This window comes from Enterobacter cloacae complex sp. P6RS (genome assembly GCF_014982245.1).
GTDB classification, from domain to species: domain Bacteria; phylum Pseudomonadota; class Gammaproteobacteria; order Enterobacterales; family Enterobacteriaceae; genus Enterobacter; species Enterobacter bugandensis.
Map to the genome: position 1 here is coordinate 1 of NZ_JADCLB010000012.1, position 13,836 is coordinate 13,836.

Annotated in this window: 16 protein-coding genes; 8 read left to right on the plus strand and 8 right to left on the minus strand. The window is 55.0% G+C overall.

Going from position 1 to position 13,836, the window contains the following annotated elements; translation table 11 throughout:
- Nucleotides 1-86: 86 nt before the first annotated feature.
- Complete coding sequence (gene gmhB / locus INF73_RS06950) at nucleotides 87-653, minus strand: D-glycero-beta-D-manno-heptose 1,7-bisphosphate 7-phosphatase (protein WP_028015601.1); 567 nt, start codon at nucleotides 651-653, stop codon at nucleotides 87-89.
- A 188-nt stretch (nucleotides 654-841) separates the two neighbouring features.
- Between gmhB and metN the strand changes: the two genes are divergently transcribed.
- The 6 genes from metN (at nucleotide 842) to proS (ending at nucleotide 6,421) form a co-directional block, all read left to right on the plus strand.
- Nucleotides 842-1,873, plus strand: coding sequence for a methionine ABC transporter ATP-binding protein MetN (metN, locus tag INF73_RS06955; protein WP_028015600.1), 1,032 nt, complete (start codon nucleotides 842-844; stop codon nucleotides 1,871-1,873).
- The gene (locus INF73_RS06960) at nucleotides 1,866-2,519 is read left to right on the plus strand and encodes a methionine ABC transporter permease MetI (protein ID WP_003856130.1); all 654 of its coding nucleotides are present in this window, start codon (nucleotides 1,866-1,868) and stop codon (nucleotides 2,517-2,519) included. The genes metN and INF73_RS06960 overlap by 8 nt, the downstream gene beginning before the upstream one ends.
- A 40-nt stretch (nucleotides 2,520-2,559) precedes the next feature.
- Nucleotides 2,560-3,375 (plus strand): methionine ABC transporter substrate-binding lipoprotein MetQ, encoded by an 816-nt coding sequence (metQ, locus tag INF73_RS06965; RefSeq protein WP_014168729.1) that lies wholly within the window; start codon nucleotides 2,560-2,562, stop codon nucleotides 3,373-3,375.
- 106 nt (nucleotides 3,376-3,481) lie between these two features.
- Nucleotides 3,482-3,886: an Rcs stress response system protein RcsF gene (gene rcsF / locus INF73_RS06970; RefSeq protein WP_008501883.1), complete on the plus strand. Its 405-nt coding sequence runs from the start codon at nucleotides 3,482-3,484 to the stop codon at nucleotides 3,884-3,886.
- On the plus strand, nucleotides 3,883-4,590 hold the full coding sequence (gene tsaA, locus INF73_RS06975; RefSeq protein ID WP_041911179.1) for a tRNA (N6-threonylcarbamoyladenosine(37)-N6)-methyltransferase TrmO: 708 nt from the start codon (nucleotides 3,883-3,885) through the stop codon (nucleotides 4,588-4,590). The genes rcsF and tsaA overlap by 4 nt, the downstream gene beginning before the upstream one ends.
- A gap of 112 nt (nucleotides 4,591-4,702) precedes the next feature.
- On the plus strand, nucleotides 4,703-6,421 hold the full coding sequence (proS, locus tag INF73_RS06980) for a proline--tRNA ligase (protein ID WP_193540319.1): 1,719 nt from the start codon (nucleotides 4,703-4,705) through the stop codon (nucleotides 6,419-6,421).
- Nucleotides 6,422-6,468: 47 nt separating this feature from the next.
- Here proS and nlpE read toward each other — a convergent pair whose 3' ends face one another.
- The 3 genes from nlpE to INF73_RS06995 are packed head-to-tail and all read right to left on the minus strand — an operon-like array spanning nucleotide 6,469 to nucleotide 8,166.
- The gene (gene nlpE, locus INF73_RS06985; protein WP_045259503.1) at nucleotides 6,469-7,167 is read right to left on the minus strand and encodes an envelope stress response activation lipoprotein NlpE; all 699 of its coding nucleotides are present in this window, start codon (nucleotides 7,165-7,167) and stop codon (nucleotides 6,469-6,471) included.
- 34 nt (nucleotides 7,168-7,201) lie between these two features.
- A complete protein-coding gene (gene arfB / locus INF73_RS06990; protein WP_028015595.1) occupies nucleotides 7,202-7,624 on the minus strand; it encodes an alternative ribosome rescue aminoacyl-tRNA hydrolase ArfB in 423 nt (140 codons plus the stop codon).
- Nucleotides 7,621-8,166 (minus strand): YaeQ family protein, encoded by a 546-nt coding sequence (locus INF73_RS06995; RefSeq protein ID WP_028015594.1) that lies wholly within the window; start codon nucleotides 8,164-8,166, stop codon nucleotides 7,621-7,623. Before INF73_RS06995 ends, arfB begins: the two co-directional genes overlap by 4 nt.
- Before the next feature lie 196 nt (nucleotides 8,167-8,362).
- On the opposite strand from INF73_RS06995, the gene INF73_RS07000 reads away from it, so the two are divergent.
- Both INF73_RS07000 and rof read left to right on the plus strand, forming a co-directional pair.
- Nucleotides 8,363-8,563, plus strand: a complete 201-nt coding sequence (locus tag INF73_RS07000; RefSeq protein WP_008501889.1) for a YaeP family protein — start codon at nucleotides 8,363-8,365, stop codon at nucleotides 8,561-8,563.
- Nucleotides 8,550-8,810 (plus strand): Rho-binding antiterminator, encoded by a 261-nt coding sequence (rof, locus tag INF73_RS07005; RefSeq protein ID WP_028015593.1) that lies wholly within the window; start codon nucleotides 8,550-8,552, stop codon nucleotides 8,808-8,810. Before INF73_RS07000 ends, rof begins: the two co-directional genes overlap by 14 nt.
- Before the next feature lie 28 nt (nucleotides 8,811-8,838).
- Here the strand turns inward: rof and tilS are convergent, their stop codons facing one another.
- From tilS to accA, 4 genes are all read right to left on the minus strand, one after another.
- On the minus strand, nucleotides 8,839-10,128 hold the full coding sequence (gene tilS, locus INF73_RS07010) for a tRNA lysidine(34) synthetase TilS (protein WP_193540317.1): 1,290 nt from the start codon (nucleotides 10,126-10,128) through the stop codon (nucleotides 8,839-8,841).
- 58 nt (nucleotides 10,129-10,186) lie between these two features.
- Nucleotides 10,187-10,576: a VOC family protein gene (locus INF73_RS07015; RefSeq protein ID WP_047367363.1), complete on the minus strand. Its 390-nt coding sequence runs from the start codon at nucleotides 10,574-10,576 to the stop codon at nucleotides 10,187-10,189.
- A gap of 65 nt (nucleotides 10,577-10,641) precedes the next feature.
- Nucleotides 10,642-12,774: a lysine decarboxylase LdcC gene (locus tag INF73_RS07020; RefSeq protein WP_193540315.1), complete on the minus strand. Its 2,133-nt coding sequence runs from the start codon at nucleotides 12,772-12,774 to the stop codon at nucleotides 10,642-10,644.
- A gap of 100 nt (nucleotides 12,775-12,874) precedes the next feature.
- Nucleotides 12,875-13,834, minus strand: a complete 960-nt coding sequence (gene accA / locus INF73_RS07025) for an acetyl-CoA carboxylase carboxyl transferase subunit alpha (RefSeq protein ID WP_013095666.1) — start codon at nucleotides 13,832-13,834, stop codon at nucleotides 12,875-12,877.
- Nucleotides 13,835-13,836 lie beyond the last annotated feature (2 nt).

Below are 13,836 nucleotides of genomic sequence, written 5' to 3' on the forward strand. Positions count from 1 at the left end.
TGGAGGCGCATTATAGGGAGCTGCCGAGGAATGACAAGCGGAAATATGCATTTTTATTTCGACCGCTCACCTTTTCGCCAAAAAGGCTATTTCTGATGCTTTTTTATCTCTTTTGGCAGCTCTGCCAGACTATTAATCACCCAATCCGCTGCACTTTCTGCTTCTGGCGTTACGGGCTTACCGGTACGCACTAATATTTTGGTACCCACTCCCGCCGCTGCGGCCGCCTGCATATCTTCCAGCTTATCGCCCACCATATAAGAAGCAGCCATATCAATATGCAAGAACTCCTGCGCAGAGTTAAACATGCCCGGATGCGGTTTACGGCAGTCACAGGTCTGACGATATTCTTCTACCGTTCCCTGCGGGTGGTGCGGGCAGTAGTAAATGCCATCAAGATCGACACCGCGATCGGCCAGCGACCAGTCCATCCACTCCGTCAGCGTCTCAAACTGCGCTTCGGTGAACTTACCGCGCGCGATGCCGGACTGGTTCGTTACGACCACCAGCGCATAGCCCATCTCTTTTAGCTGGCGCATTGCCTCTATAACGCCGTCGATAAATTCGAATTCATCGATCTCATGCACATAACCGTGATCCACATTAATAGTGCCATCACGGTCGAGAAAAATTGCGGGTACTGATTTTGCCACCGGTTTGCTCCTGAAAAAGGCCTGTTGAGCTAGTATCTCATGAATCGCAGCGCAATAAAGTGCTCATCGTACAGAGTTGGATTGATTTAGACGTCTGGATGCCTTAACATCCGTTTTGTTTACGGTCATCACCCGTATCTGGCAGAAGAAAATGCCACGGCTAACTTACATACGATAAAAATAATCTAATGATTAAACTTTCCAATATCACCAAAGTGTTCCAGCAGGGGAACCGAACCATTCAGGCGCTGAACAACGTCAGCCTGCATGTTCCTGCTGGTCAAATTTATGGCGTCATTGGCGCATCGGGTGCGGGTAAAAGCACGCTGATCCGTTGTGTTAACCTGCTTGAGCGCCCAACCCAGGGCAGCGTAGAAGTTGGCGGTCAGGAACTTACCGCCCTTTCAGAAAAAGAACTCACCAAAGCGCGCCGTCAAATTGGCATGATCTTCCAGCACTTTAACCTGCTGGCTTCCCGCACGGTGTTCGGCAACGTCGCCTTACCGCTGGAGCTGGATAACACGCCGAAAGAAGAAGTGAAGCGTCGCGTTACCGAACTGCTCGACCTCGTGGGTCTGGGTGATAAGCATGATAGCTACCCGGCAAATCTGTCCGGTGGGCAGAAGCAGCGTGTTGCTATTGCCCGCGCGCTGGCCAGCAACCCAAAAGTACTGCTGTGCGACGAAGCTACCAGCGCACTGGATCCGGCCACCACGCGTTCTATTCTGGAACTGCTGAAGGACATTAACCGTCGCCTGGGCCTGACGATCCTCCTTATTACGCACGAGATGGACGTGGTGAAACGCATCTGCGACTGCGTGGCGGTCATTAGCAATGGTGAACTGATCGAGCAGGACACGGTAAGCGAAGTGTTTTCCCATCCGAAAACGCCGCTGGCGCAGCAGTTTATTCAGTCCACGCTGCATCTGGATATTCCAGAAGATTATCTGGAGCGTTTGAAAACCGAGGCAACGGCGGACAGCGTCCCGATGTTGCGTATGGAATTCACCGGTCAGTCCGTTGATGCCCCTCTGCTTTCCGAAACCGCGCGTCGCTTTAACGTGAACAACAACATTATTAGCGCGCAGATGGATTACGCCGGTGGCGTGAAGTTCGGCATCATGCTGACGGAAATGCACGGCACTCAAGAAGAAACCCAGGCCGCAATCGCCTGGCTGCAAGAACATCATGTAAAAGTAGAGGTACTGGGTTATGTCTGAGCCGATGATGTGGCTACTGGTTCGCGGCGTTTGGGAAACGCTGGCAATGACCTTTGTATCGGGTTTCTTTGGTTTTGTGATTGGCCTGCCGGTAGGCGTACTGCTGTACGTGACGCGTCCGGGTCAAATCATTGAGAACGCGAAGCTCTACCGTACGCTCTCCGCGCTGGTGAATATCTTCCGTTCCATCCCGTTTATTATTCTGCTGGTGTGGATGATTCCGTTTACCCGCGTGATCGTCGGCACATCGATTGGTCTGCAGGCGGCTATCGTTCCGCTGACCGTAGGCGCTGCGCCGTTTATCGCCCGTATGGTGGAGAACGCCCTGCTGGAGATCCCAACCGGTTTGATTGAAGCTTCTCGTGCAATGGGGGCAACACCTATGCAGATCGTCCGCAAGGTTCTGCTGCCTGAAGCACTGCCGGGCCTGGTGAACGCGGCAACGATTACGCTTATTACTCTGGTAGGGTATTCCGCGATGGGCGGTGCAGTTGGCGCTGGCGGTTTAGGACAGATTGGTTATCAGTACGGCTATATTGGATATAACGCTACCGTGATGAATACCGTTCTGGTATTGCTGGTTGTTCTGGTTTACTTAATCCAGTTCTCTGGCGATCGCATCGTCCGGGCTGTTACTCACAAATAACGTTACACACAACACAAACTCGACGAGTTAAGGATAAAACATGGCGTTTAAATTAAAGACCTTTGCAGCAGTAGGCGCGCTGATTGGCTCTCTGGCACTGGTGGGTTGCGGTCAGGACGAAAAAGATCCAAACCATATTAAAGTGGGCGTTATCGTAGGTGCAGAACAGCAGGTTGCTGAAGTTGCTCAGAAAGTGGCGAAAGAAAAATACGGTCTGGACGTTGAGCTCGTAACCTTCAACGATTACGTTCTGCCGAACGAAGCGCTGAGCAAAGGCGATATCGACGCCAACGCCTTCCAGCATAAGCCATACCTGGATCAGCAGATCAAAGATCGCGGCTATAAACTGGTAGGTGTCGGTAACACCTTCGTCTACCCGATTGCAGGCTACTCCAAGAAAATTAAATCGCTGGACGAACTGCAGCCGGGTTCTCAGGTAGCCGTGCCTAACGATCCAACCAACCTCGGACGCTCCCTGCTGCTGCTGCAGAAAGTGGGCCTGATCAAACTGAAAGACGGCGTTGGCCTGCTGCCAACCGTTCTGGATGTCACCGAGAACCCGAAAAATCTGAAAATTGTTGAACTGGAAGCACCGCAGCTGCCGCGTTCTCTGGACGATGCGCAGATCGCCCTGGCCGTTATCAACACCACTTACGCCAGCCAGATTGGCCTGACGCCAGCGAAAGACGGTATCTTCGTTGAAGATAAAGACTCTCCGTACGTTAACCTGATCGTGACTCGCGAAGATAACAAAGACGCGGAAAACGTGAAGAAGTTCGTCCAGGCCTATCAGTCAGACGAAGTTTACCAGGAAGCCAACAAAGTGTTTAACGGCGGCGCTGTTAAAGGCTGGTAATCTCACCTCAGTGTAATATCATCAGGACGGGCTTATGCCCGTCTTGTCATTTGTGCAGTCACCTGATTCAATATCTGACGTTTTGATTATCCATTGAGGAATTATTATGCGTGCTTTACCGATCTGTCTTTTAGCACTCATGCTGAGCGGCTGTTCTATGCTAAGCAGATCTCCTGTTGAACCCGTTCAAAGCACGGCAACCCCGCCAAAAACAGAGCCTGCAAAACCGAAAGTGGTTCGCCCTGCGCCGGTTCGCATTATCACCAAGGCTGACGAACTGGTCGGCAAACCGTTCCGTGAACTGGGTGAAGTGAGCGGTGAATCCTGTCAGGCAACCAATCAGGACTCTCCACCGAATATCCCGACTGCGCGTAAACGCATGCAGATTAACGCCGCAAAAATGAAAGCTAACGCGGTGCTGCTGCACAGCTGCGAAGTCACCAGCGGCACGCCGGGCTGCTACCGTCAGGCGGTTTGCATCGGTTCTGCGCTGAACATTACGGCGAAATGAGTGCATTTCAGTTTGAGCAAATAGGCGTTATCCACTCTCCGTATAAAGAGAAGTTCGCCGTGCCCCGCCAGCCCGGTCTGGTCACCAGCGGCAGCGGCGAGCTTCATCTTCAGGCACCTTATAACCAGGCCGATGCGGTACGCGGGCTCGAGTCTTTCAGTCACTTATGGGTGGTATTTGTTTTTCACCAGACAATGGAAGGCGGCTGGCGTCCCACCGTGCGTCCCCCGCGCCTGGGCGGAAATGCGAGAATGGGCGTGTTTGCGACTCGTTCGACCTTCCGCCCAAATCCGATCGGGATGTCGCTGGTTGAACTGAAAGGCATACGTTGCCAGAAGGATCAGGTCATCCTTGAGCTGGGCAGCCTGGACCTGGTTGACGGCACGCCGGTTATCGACATTAAACCCTATTTGCCTTTCGCCGAATCCCTCCCGAATGCGCGTGCAAGCTACGCTCAGGACGCACCGCAGGCGGATATGCCAGTCTCGTTTACGCCTGAGATAGCCTTACAGCTGAGTCAGCTGGAGAAACGCTATCCTCGCTTACGGCATTTCATCACTGAAGTTCTGGCACAGGACCCCCGTCCGGCCTACCGTAAAGAAGAGGAAGCAGGAAAGACGTACGCCGTCTGGCTGCTGGATTTTAACGTGCGCTGGCGCGTCACTGGGGCAGGTTTCGAAGTGTTTGCCCTTGAACCCAGGTAATTTTGTTCTCCTCTCTTTTGGCATCTTTGCCACACTGGTAAACTAAACCACTTTTTTTGTGTCAGGCTGGCGTTTCAGCCTGTTCCAATCGTCGAAATGGAACCGTAACAACATGCGTACTAGCCAATATCTGCTCTCCACTCTGAAGGAGACACCTGCCGACGCCGAAGTGATCAGCCATCAGCTGATGCTGCGCGCCGGGATGATCCGCAAGCTGGCCTCCGGGTTATACACCTGGCTGCCGACCGGCGTGCGCGTCCTGAAAAAAGTCGAAAACATCGTGCGTGAAGAGATGAACAACGCCGGTGCTATCGAGGTGTCCATGCCCGTCGTTCAGCCCGCTGACCTGTGGCAGGAGAGCGGTCGTTGGGAGCAATATGGCCCAGAACTGCTGCGCTTCGTCGATCGCGGCGAGCGTCCGTTCGTTCTCGGTCCAACGCATGAAGAAGTCATTACCGATCTGATTCGTAACGAGCTGAGCTCTTACAAACAGCTGCCGCTGAACTTCTTCCAGATCCAGACCAAGTTCCGTGACGAAGTGCGCCCACGTTTCGGCGTGATGCGCTCTCGCGAATTCCTGATGAAAGATGCCTACTCTTTCCATACGTCACAGGAATCGCTGCAAGAGACCTACGACAAAATGTACGAGGCTTACAGCAAAATCTTCTCCCGCATGGGTCTGGATTTCCGCGCTGTGCAGGCTGATACCGGCTCCATCGGCGGTAGCGCGTCCCATGAGTTCCAGGTTCTGGCGCAGAGCGGTGAAGACGATGTGATCTTCTCTGACTCTTCAGACTACGCGGCGAACATCGAATTTGCAGAAGCGCTGGCACCAAAAGAACCTCGCGGCGCGGCAACGCAAGAGATGACGCTGGTTGATACGCCAAATGCGAAAACCATCGCCGAGCTGGTTGAGCAGTTCAGTCTGCCAGTCGAGAAAACCGTGAAAACGCTGCTGGTGAAATCCACCGAAGGCAGCGCTTACCCGCTGGTTGCCCTGCTGGTGCGTGGCGATCATGAACTGAACGAAGTGAAAGCCGAAAAGCTGCCGCAGGTCGCCAGCCCGCTGACGTTCGCCACGGAAGCGGAAATCCGCGCCGTCGTGAATGCCGGCCCAGGCTCTCTCGGTCCGGTGAATATGCCGGTTCCTGTCGTTATTGACCGCACGGTTGCTGCAATGAGCGACTTCTCCGCGGGTGCTAACATCGACGGTAAACATTACTTCGGCATTAACTGGGATCGCGACGTGGCGACGCCAGAAGTGGCAGACATCCGTAACGTGGTTGCAGGCGACCCAAGCCCGGACGGCCAGGGTACGCTGATGATCAAGCGCGGTATCGAAGTGGGCCACATCTTCCAGCTGGGTGATAAATACTCTCGTGCGCTGAACGCCGCCGTTCAGGGTGAAGATGGCCGTAACCAGATCCTGACCATGGGCTGCTACGGTATCGGGGTAACGCGCGTGGTGGCTGCGGCCATCGAGCAGAACTACGACGAGCGCGGCATCGTCTGGCCGGACAATATCGCGCCGTTCCAGGTGGCCATTCTGCCAATGAACATGCACAAGTCTTACCGCGTGCAGGAGCTGGCCGAGAAGCTGTACGCCGAGCTGCGCGCTCAGGGTATCGAAGTGCTGATGGATGACCGTAAAGAGCGTCCGGGCGTGATGTTTGCCGATATGGAACTGATCGGTATCCCGCACACCGTCGTCATCGGCGACCGTAACCTCGACAGCGAAGAGATTGAATACAAATACCGTCGCAGCGGCGAAAAACAGATGATCAAGACCGGCGATATTCTTGATTACCTGGTGAAAGCCATCAAAGGCTAAACAAAAAACCCCGCTCTGGCGGGGTTTTTTAATGGCTCAACGTCAATTTATTTACTGTTACAGTCTTTACCCGCGACAAACTTCGCGTCTTTATCTGCCACCAGCGTTTTCACCATCTCCCCGCTATCCGGGTTTGGCTCCAGCGTAAAGTGGCCATCAACCGTCAGCAATACCGGCTTGCTGTCATTGCCGCGCGCCACGGCGTAATCACGTTCAAGCTGCGCATTGTTTGCCACGCTGACTTTCTTACCGGTAGCGCAGTCGGTAAAGATCGCCGCATCCGCCATATAGAAATACATCCCCCGCATCGCCATTGGCGTGGCTGGCAGCGACGCTTTCACCGGCGTCAGCGTGTAGTTGAGCTGGGATTCAATCGGATTGCCTTCCCGGTCGAGCATTTCCATGTTCTCACCTTTTGGGCGGAACCAGGTTTTGTCACCGGAGGTATCCGTCAGGACCAGCTTCTCCGCCGTACGCGCCCATGTCCCGTAGGTGGCAAATGAAGAGGGTTCTTTCGCCCCCTGGTAGCGCTGGTTCATCACCCAGGTACCGTCTTTTTGCAGGAACAGTGACGTTTCAATGCCTTCGCAGTCCGCGCAAGGCAATACGCCGCGCCAGCTCTGCTGCATTGGCTTTAACTCTTCATTCTGCGCTGGCTGCAAAACCTGCGTTTCAGAACGGTTGTTACACCCGAAAAGCGCAAACAGTGTACTCACTGCCAGCGCTGAAAATAATGCTTTTTTCACAATGAATTCCTTATGAAAATTGTGTTCCCTTTCGTCACTCCATCGGGCGACGAACTTTACCGCGTAATGCTTTCACTGTGGATTTTTGGGCTTTCGAGGACAGCCGACGCTCTTTCGATGCGCGGGTTGGCCGCGTTGCCCGGCGGCTTTTTTGTACTGCCGTTAACTCTTTGATGACCGCCACCAGCCTGGCTAGCGCCGCTTCCCGGTTTAATTCCTGGCTGCGGTACTCCTGGGCTTTGATCACAATCACGCCATCGCTGGTAATCAGATGATGGCTGGCGGCAAGCAGACTTTCTTTATAATACTCTGGCAGGCTTGAGGCCCGAATGTCAAAACGCAAATGGATAGCCGTCGACGCCTTGTTGACGTGCTGCCCGCCCGCGCCCTGAGCACGGATGGCGGCGATCTCCAGCTCGCTATCAGGGATGCTGACGCTTCGGGACAAGACGATCATGGCGCAGGCTGCCAGGCTGTCAGATGAATTTCCAGATTATTCTGAGAATCAGAAAGCCAGATGGCTCCGTCCTGAATCGTTGCCTGCAGCGCCATCGTCCGGCTGGCGAACTCGCTCAGCTGCGCCAGCTGTTCATCATCCAGATACCAGACGGCGAGATTTTTAAACTGCGCGCATTTATTCTTATTTTGCTGCCACCAAATCTCCGCCGCGCGCTGGTTATAGGCGAATAACGCCACTTCCGCAGACTGAGTACACGCCTTTTTAATCCTGCGCTCATCCGGCAGACCGAGTTCAATCCATAAATCGATCCCCAGATGGTCGTTGCGCAGCCAGGCTTCAGGCTCGTCTTCCGCGCTTAACCCACGGGTAAACTGCAGACGTTCATCAGCATACTTAATCCACGCCAGCAGGCGCAGCATCATACGCTCCTGTGTTTCGGAGGGGTGGCGTGCCAGCGTAAGCGACGCGTCCAGAAACTGGTTGCGATCAAGATCGGCCACGTTGACCACTGCTTTATAAATTGTCGCTTTCAGCGCCATGAGAGAACTCCATTCGAATCAGCCGCACATTGTAGCGAAAACGGAGGCAAAAGGCTGTTACGGAGTAATAAATACACCGCTATCAAGGCGCTGATATTGCTTAGATGAGTATGGTATAGTCACCTTGCTAAACCGAGTTTATCTTCGTAGGCTTAATGATATCTCACAGTAAGTCAGTGCGCTGGCGGGAGGGGATGTGAATAATTATTGTGAGTTAATTCGCAAACGGTATGCGGAAATCGCCAGCGGAGATCTGGGGTATGTCCCGGACGCGTTGGGCTGTGTATTGAAGGTGCTTAATGAAGTGGCCTCTGATGAGAGCCTTTCAGAGTCGGTCAGGGAAAAAGCAGCGTATGCTGCGGCGAATTTACTGGTGAGCGATTATGTCGATGAATGATACTTATCAACCCATCAATTGTGATGACTATGACAACCTCGAACTCGCCTGCCAGCATCATTTAATACTGACGCTGGAGCTAAAAGATGGCGAAGTGTTGAAGGCGAAGGCCAGCGATCTGCTTTCACGCAAGAATGTGGAATACCTGGTCGTGGAAGATGCTGGTGCGACGCGCGAGCTGCGTCTGGACAAAATAGCCAGCTTCAGCCACCCGCAAATCGGCACCGTCGTGGTGAGCGAATCCTGATGACACTAACGGGCAGCCGGGCTGCCCGTTACGCTTTCCGCCACTCGAAGCTGGCACCCTCTTCTGTCCACCCCTCTTCCGTGATGAACACCCCTGCAGCAGCAATCAGCGTTTCACCGTAGAACAGCAGCGGCGTGGTGTCGCGCAGCCACGGCGGCACGTTGTACTCTTGCCATATCTTTTTCAGCTTCCGTCCCCCGTTGCGTCCGACGATATGCAGCAAGCCGCCAGCCTTAAAGCGCACGCTGACGGGTTCACCGGGCTTTGGCAGACGCACATGACCAGTCGGCATCAGAGAGACACTCCCCGCGTCCTGGGGCAATATCAGCGGTGCCTCTGGTGAGGTCCAGTGAAGCACCACATCGGTCAGCGAGGGGGAGTATTTTACCCACCAGAGTTTGCCTTTATAGCGTCTGACCTCATATCCACTCAGGTGTACGCAGGGGGAAGCATCTTCCCGCGCCTGCGCGACTTCGTCCCAGATACGGCTAAGCATTGCCCGCGACGGCATCGCAGCATGATGCGTGGCGAGCCAGCGACGTAACAGCGCGGCCCGACGCGCCGGGCTTATCGCCTCCAGAGGCGCAATTGCCAGCGCTCCGTCTTCTGAAATGAGGTCAGACAGCTCCTCGCTGAGTAACTCATCCAGCAGGCTCTCCTGTTCGGCACACAGCATGGCGCTTCTTGCCGTCGCGTCGGCGAAATGCGGCCAGCGCTCGCTTAAAAGCGGGAGGACGCGCAGACGCAGGAAGTTACGATCGTAGCTATCGTCCTGGTTGCTCTCATCTTCGATCCAGCTCAGCTGATGTTCCCGCGCCCAGGCTTCCAGCGACGCGCGTGTCTCGCCAAGCAGCGGCCGTAATAATTGCGTTCCGGCAAAATCAGAACGCGCCGGCATGGCGGAAAGCCCCGCGGGTCCGCTGCCACGCTTAAGCGCCAGCAAAAAAGTTTCGCACTGATCGTCCAGATGCTGCGCCGTGACCAGCGCTTCGCCGGGCAGCAATACGCCGGCAAAAGCGGTATAGCGGGCTTTACGCGCCTGCGCCTCAATACCCAATCCTTCATCAGCAAGCGTGACGCGCTCAACGATGAGCGGGATAGCCCACGCCTCACACAAAGCTTCACAGTGCGCCACCCACTCCTCTGCATGACGGCTTAGTCCGTGGTGGATATGTATAGCCCGAAGCTGGACGCCAGGGTCCCGGTCGCGCCAGCACTTAAGGCGATGTAGCAACACGGTGGAATCCAGGCCACCGCTAAACCCCACCAGCAGCTGGCGGTACGGTGAAACGGCTTGTGCGATAGCAGGTAAGGTCATAGGAAATTACACATAAAAAATGCCCGAACTGAGCGGGCATTATCACACAGGACAAACATTACTGCTGGTAAAGCTCCAGCGGCAGGCCGTCCGGATCGTTGAAAAAGGTGAAACGCTTATCGGTAAACGGATCGACGCGAATCGCTTCACAGGCCACGCCGTGGGCTTCCAGATGTTTTACTGCGCTATCAAGGTCATCAACGCTGAAAGCCAGATGACGCAGGCCGCAGGCTTCCGGGCGGGACGGACGCGAAGGCGGGAAAGGAAAAGAGAACAGCTCAATCACATACTGCCCGTTTAGCGCGAGATCGCCCTTCCAGGAGTCACGCTCCTCGCGGTAGGCCTCGCTCATGAGCGTAAAGCCAAGAATGTCGCAGTAGAAGGCCTTACTTTTCGCGTAATCGGTGGCGATGATCGCAATATGGTGAACCGCTTTTAAACCCAGCATAGCTTCTCCTTTTTATGATGCCTGAACGTTACAACCGAAAACCCACACCTGGCAAGCGGTCACCTTTATTTTAGGACTCGCACCCAGTACACGCCGTTTTCATCGCGTTTCGCGCCGTGGATATCCGTTTCAAAGCCTGGATAGTGACGTCCTACCGAACAGAGCATCAGCAGAAAATCGAGCACCGCCCGGCTCTCCTCGGTGATCATCTCACCCGGCATCAGCAGCGGCACGCCCGGCGGATACGGCAGGATCATGTTGGCCGATACCCGCCCGACCAGATTTTCCAGCTCAACGGTTTCGACTTCGCCTTTCACCTGCCGCTGCCAGGCTTTGTGCGGCGTCAGCTTCATATCAGGCAGGACGTCAAACGCCTGGAGCATCAGGCGCGGCAGATCGTGCTGGCGGATCAGCCGGTGGATCCCCTGGGCCAGATCCTGAATGCGCATGTTGCGGTAAAAGTCAGGATCTTCCGCGTAGAGATCCGGCAGCATGTTCTTCACCCGCAGGTTGAGATCATAGGCGCGCTTGAACTCCATCAGCCCGCGGAGCAAACCCATCGCCCGTGTTTTATCGATCCCGATGCTGAACAGGAACAGCAGATTGTAAGGACCGGTTTTTTCCACCACCACGCCGCGCTCGTCAAGGAACTTCGCTACCAGTGCAGCAGGGATCCCCTCCTCGCCCATCACGCCCTGTTCGTCCATGCCCGGCGTCAGGATCGTCACCTTAACAGGATCGAGAAACATGTGGTCCGCATCGGCATCCCGGAAGCCGTGCCAGCTCTCTCCCGGCGCGACGGGCCAGCACTCCGCCTCGTCGATCTCTTCCGGCTGCCAGATATCGAAGAACCAGCCGTCGGCCTCATCCTTCAGCCGCTGGACCTCTTTACGGAAATGCAGCGCCCGTTCCACCGAGCGGTTAATCAGGCGTTTACCCGGATTGCCGCGCAGCATCGCCGCCGCCGTCTCGATAGAGGCCACCAGCGGATAGCTCGGTGAGGTGGTGGTGTGCATCATAAAGGCTTCGTTAAACGTATCCTCGTCGTACTCGCCTTTAATATGGATTAACGAAGCCTGCGAAAACGCGGCCAGCATTTTGTGCGTCGACTGCGTTTCGAAAAAGACCTTGCCCGGCACGCGCTCGCCGCTCATCCCGCTTTTGCCCGAGTAAATCGGGTGGAAGTTGGTATAGGGCACCCACGCGGAATCGAAGTGGATCGACGGTACGTCCAGCGTCTGCTTGATCCAGTTCGTGTTATACAGCAGACCGTCATAGGTGGAGTTGGTGATTACCGCATGGACAGGCCACCTTGCGTCGGGGATCGCCGCAACCTTACTTTCGATGGCCTGGTGCGTGAACTCCCGGCGCGGAATGCCGCCGAGGATACCGAGCGCGTTACGCGTGGGTGACAGCCAGATCGGGACGACGTCGCTCATCATCAGCAGGTGCGCCAGCGATTTATGGCAGTTACGGTCAATCAGCAACGTGCTTCCGGTTGGCGCGGCGTACATCCCGACGATTTTGTTCGAGGTCGAGGTGCCGTTGGTCACCATATAGCTCTGCTCGGCGCCAAAGGTGCGGGCGATATACTCTTCAGCTTCAAGATGTGGGCCGGTGTGATCCAGCAGAGAACCCAGTTCTGTCACTGAAATCGACACGTCTGCTTTCAGGGTGTTGCCGCCGAAGAAATCATAGAACAGGCACCCCACCGGGCTTTTTTGATAGGCCGTTCCGGCCATGTGTCCCGGCGTACAGAAGGTGTATTTCCCCTCTTTCGCATAGGTGAACAGCGCGCGCGTAAACGGCGGCGTGATGTTATCCAGGTATTCACCGGTGTACTGCTGAATGCGGGTCGCAATGTCCTCGGCCACGCCGAGCGCGTATTCGAAGAACCACAGCGCCATGCGCATATCGTGCGCGCTGACGTCCATGGTCGAGTGAGTGTTGATAAAGGCGTAGAGCGGAAGGTATTCATTCAGCCTGTTGATCTCGCTGCACAACTCCATGTCGTATTCGTCCCAGTCGAATATCACGCCACAGATGCGCGGATTATGTTCGATGAATTTCAGCAGATCGGCGCTGTTTTGCGGCCAGATTAGCTGATATCCGCGTGCTTTAAGAGCTTGCTCCAGCTCCTTGATGGGCTCGTCTTTATAAAAGACGCCGTGTGGCCCCATGATGGCAATGATGTTCATGGTTTACCTCCTTGAAAAACATCAGATAAGCATAGTTAAGGTAAACGGCAGGTATAAAAAAAGCCGCAACAATGTGCGGCTTTTCAGATAATTGTGAAGCTTACGCGTAACCGTAGGTCATCAGACGCTGGTAACGACGGTTGAGCAGGTCTTCTTTGCTCAGGACGTCCAGATCGGCCAGGTCGGCCAGCAGCTGTGCTTTCAGGGAAGCAGCCATCACTTCCGGCTTACGATGCGCGCCGCCCAGAGGCTCCGGGATAACGGTGTCGATCAGCTTCAGCTCTTTCAGACGCGGCGCAATGATGCCCATCGCTTCCGCGGCCAGCGGCGCTTTGTCGGCGCTTTTCCACAGAATGGACGCACAGCCTTCCGGGGAGATAACGGAATAGGTGCTGTACTGTAGCATATTCACTTTATCGCCCACGCCAATCGCCAGCGCACCGCCGGAACCACCCTCACCGATAACGGTACAGATGACCGGAACCTTCAGGCGAGACATCTCGCGCAGGTTGCGTGCGATAGCTTCAGACTGGCCGCGCTCTTCCGCGCCTACGCCTGGATATGCACCCGGGGTGTCGATGAAGGTGATGATTGGCATGTTGAAACGCTCAGCCATCTCCATCAGACGCAGGGCCTTACGGTAGCCTTCTGGTGCTGGCATACCGAAGTTACGACGGATCTTCTCTTTGGTTTCACGGCCTTTCTGGTGACCAATGATCATCACCGGACGTCCGTCCAGACGCGCGATACCGCCAACGATAGCTTTATCGTCAGCGTATGCGCGGTCTCCTGCCAGTTCGTCAAATTCGTCAAACGCCAGGCGGACATAATCCAGGGTGTACGGACGCTGTGGATGACGCGCCAGCTGCGCGATCTGCCATGCGCCGAGATCGGCAAAGATTTTGCGCGTCAGCTCTACGCTTTTTTCGCGCAGACGATGCACTTCTTCGTCGATGTTAATATCCAGTTTTTCATCCTGACGGCTTACCGCTGTCAGAGAATCGATTTTCGCTTCCAGCTCAGCAATCGGCTGTTCGAAATCAAGGAAATTCAGACTCATAG

Coding starts and splice junctions, on each gene's coding strand:
- rcsF (WP_008501883.1), top strand. CDS start 3,482: ATGCGTGCTTTACCGATCTGTCTTTTAGCACTCATGCTGAGCGGCTGT.
- INF73_RS06995 (WP_028015594.1), bottom strand. CDS start 8,166: ATGGCGCTGAAAGCGACAATTTATAAAGCAGTGGTCAACGTGGCCGAT.
- INF73_RS07020 (WP_193540315.1), bottom strand. CDS start 12,774: ATGAACATCATTGCCATCATGGGGCCACACGGCGTCTTTTATAAAGAC.
- accA (WP_013095666.1), bottom strand. CDS start 13,834: ATGAGTCTGAATTTCCTTGATTTCGAACAGCCGATTGCTGAGCTGGAA.
- rof (WP_028015593.1), top strand. CDS start 8,550: ATGTCGATGAATGATACTTATCAACCCATCAATTGTGATGACTATGAC.
- metN (WP_028015600.1), top strand. CDS start 842: ATGATTAAACTTTCCAATATCACCAAAGTGTTCCAGCAGGGGAACCGA.
- metQ (WP_014168729.1), top strand. CDS start 2,560: ATGGCGTTTAAATTAAAGACCTTTGCAGCAGTAGGCGCGCTGATTGGC.
- tsaA (WP_041911179.1), top strand. CDS start 3,883: ATGAGTGCATTTCAGTTTGAGCAAATAGGCGTTATCCACTCTCCGTAT.
- tilS (WP_193540317.1), bottom strand. CDS start 10,128: ATGACCTTACCTGCTATCGCACAAGCCGTTTCACCGTACCGCCAGCTG.
- arfB (WP_028015595.1), bottom strand. CDS start 7,624: ATGATCGTCTTGTCCCGAAGCGTCAGCATCCCTGATAGCGAGCTGGAG.
- proS (WP_193540319.1), top strand. CDS start 4,703: ATGCGTACTAGCCAATATCTGCTCTCCACTCTGAAGGAGACACCTGCC.
- INF73_RS07015 (WP_047367363.1), bottom strand. CDS start 10,576: ATGCTGGGTTTAAAAGCGGTTCACCATATTGCGATCATCGCCACCGAT.
- INF73_RS06960 (WP_003856130.1), top strand. CDS start 1,866: ATGTCTGAGCCGATGATGTGGCTACTGGTTCGCGGCGTTTGGGAAACG.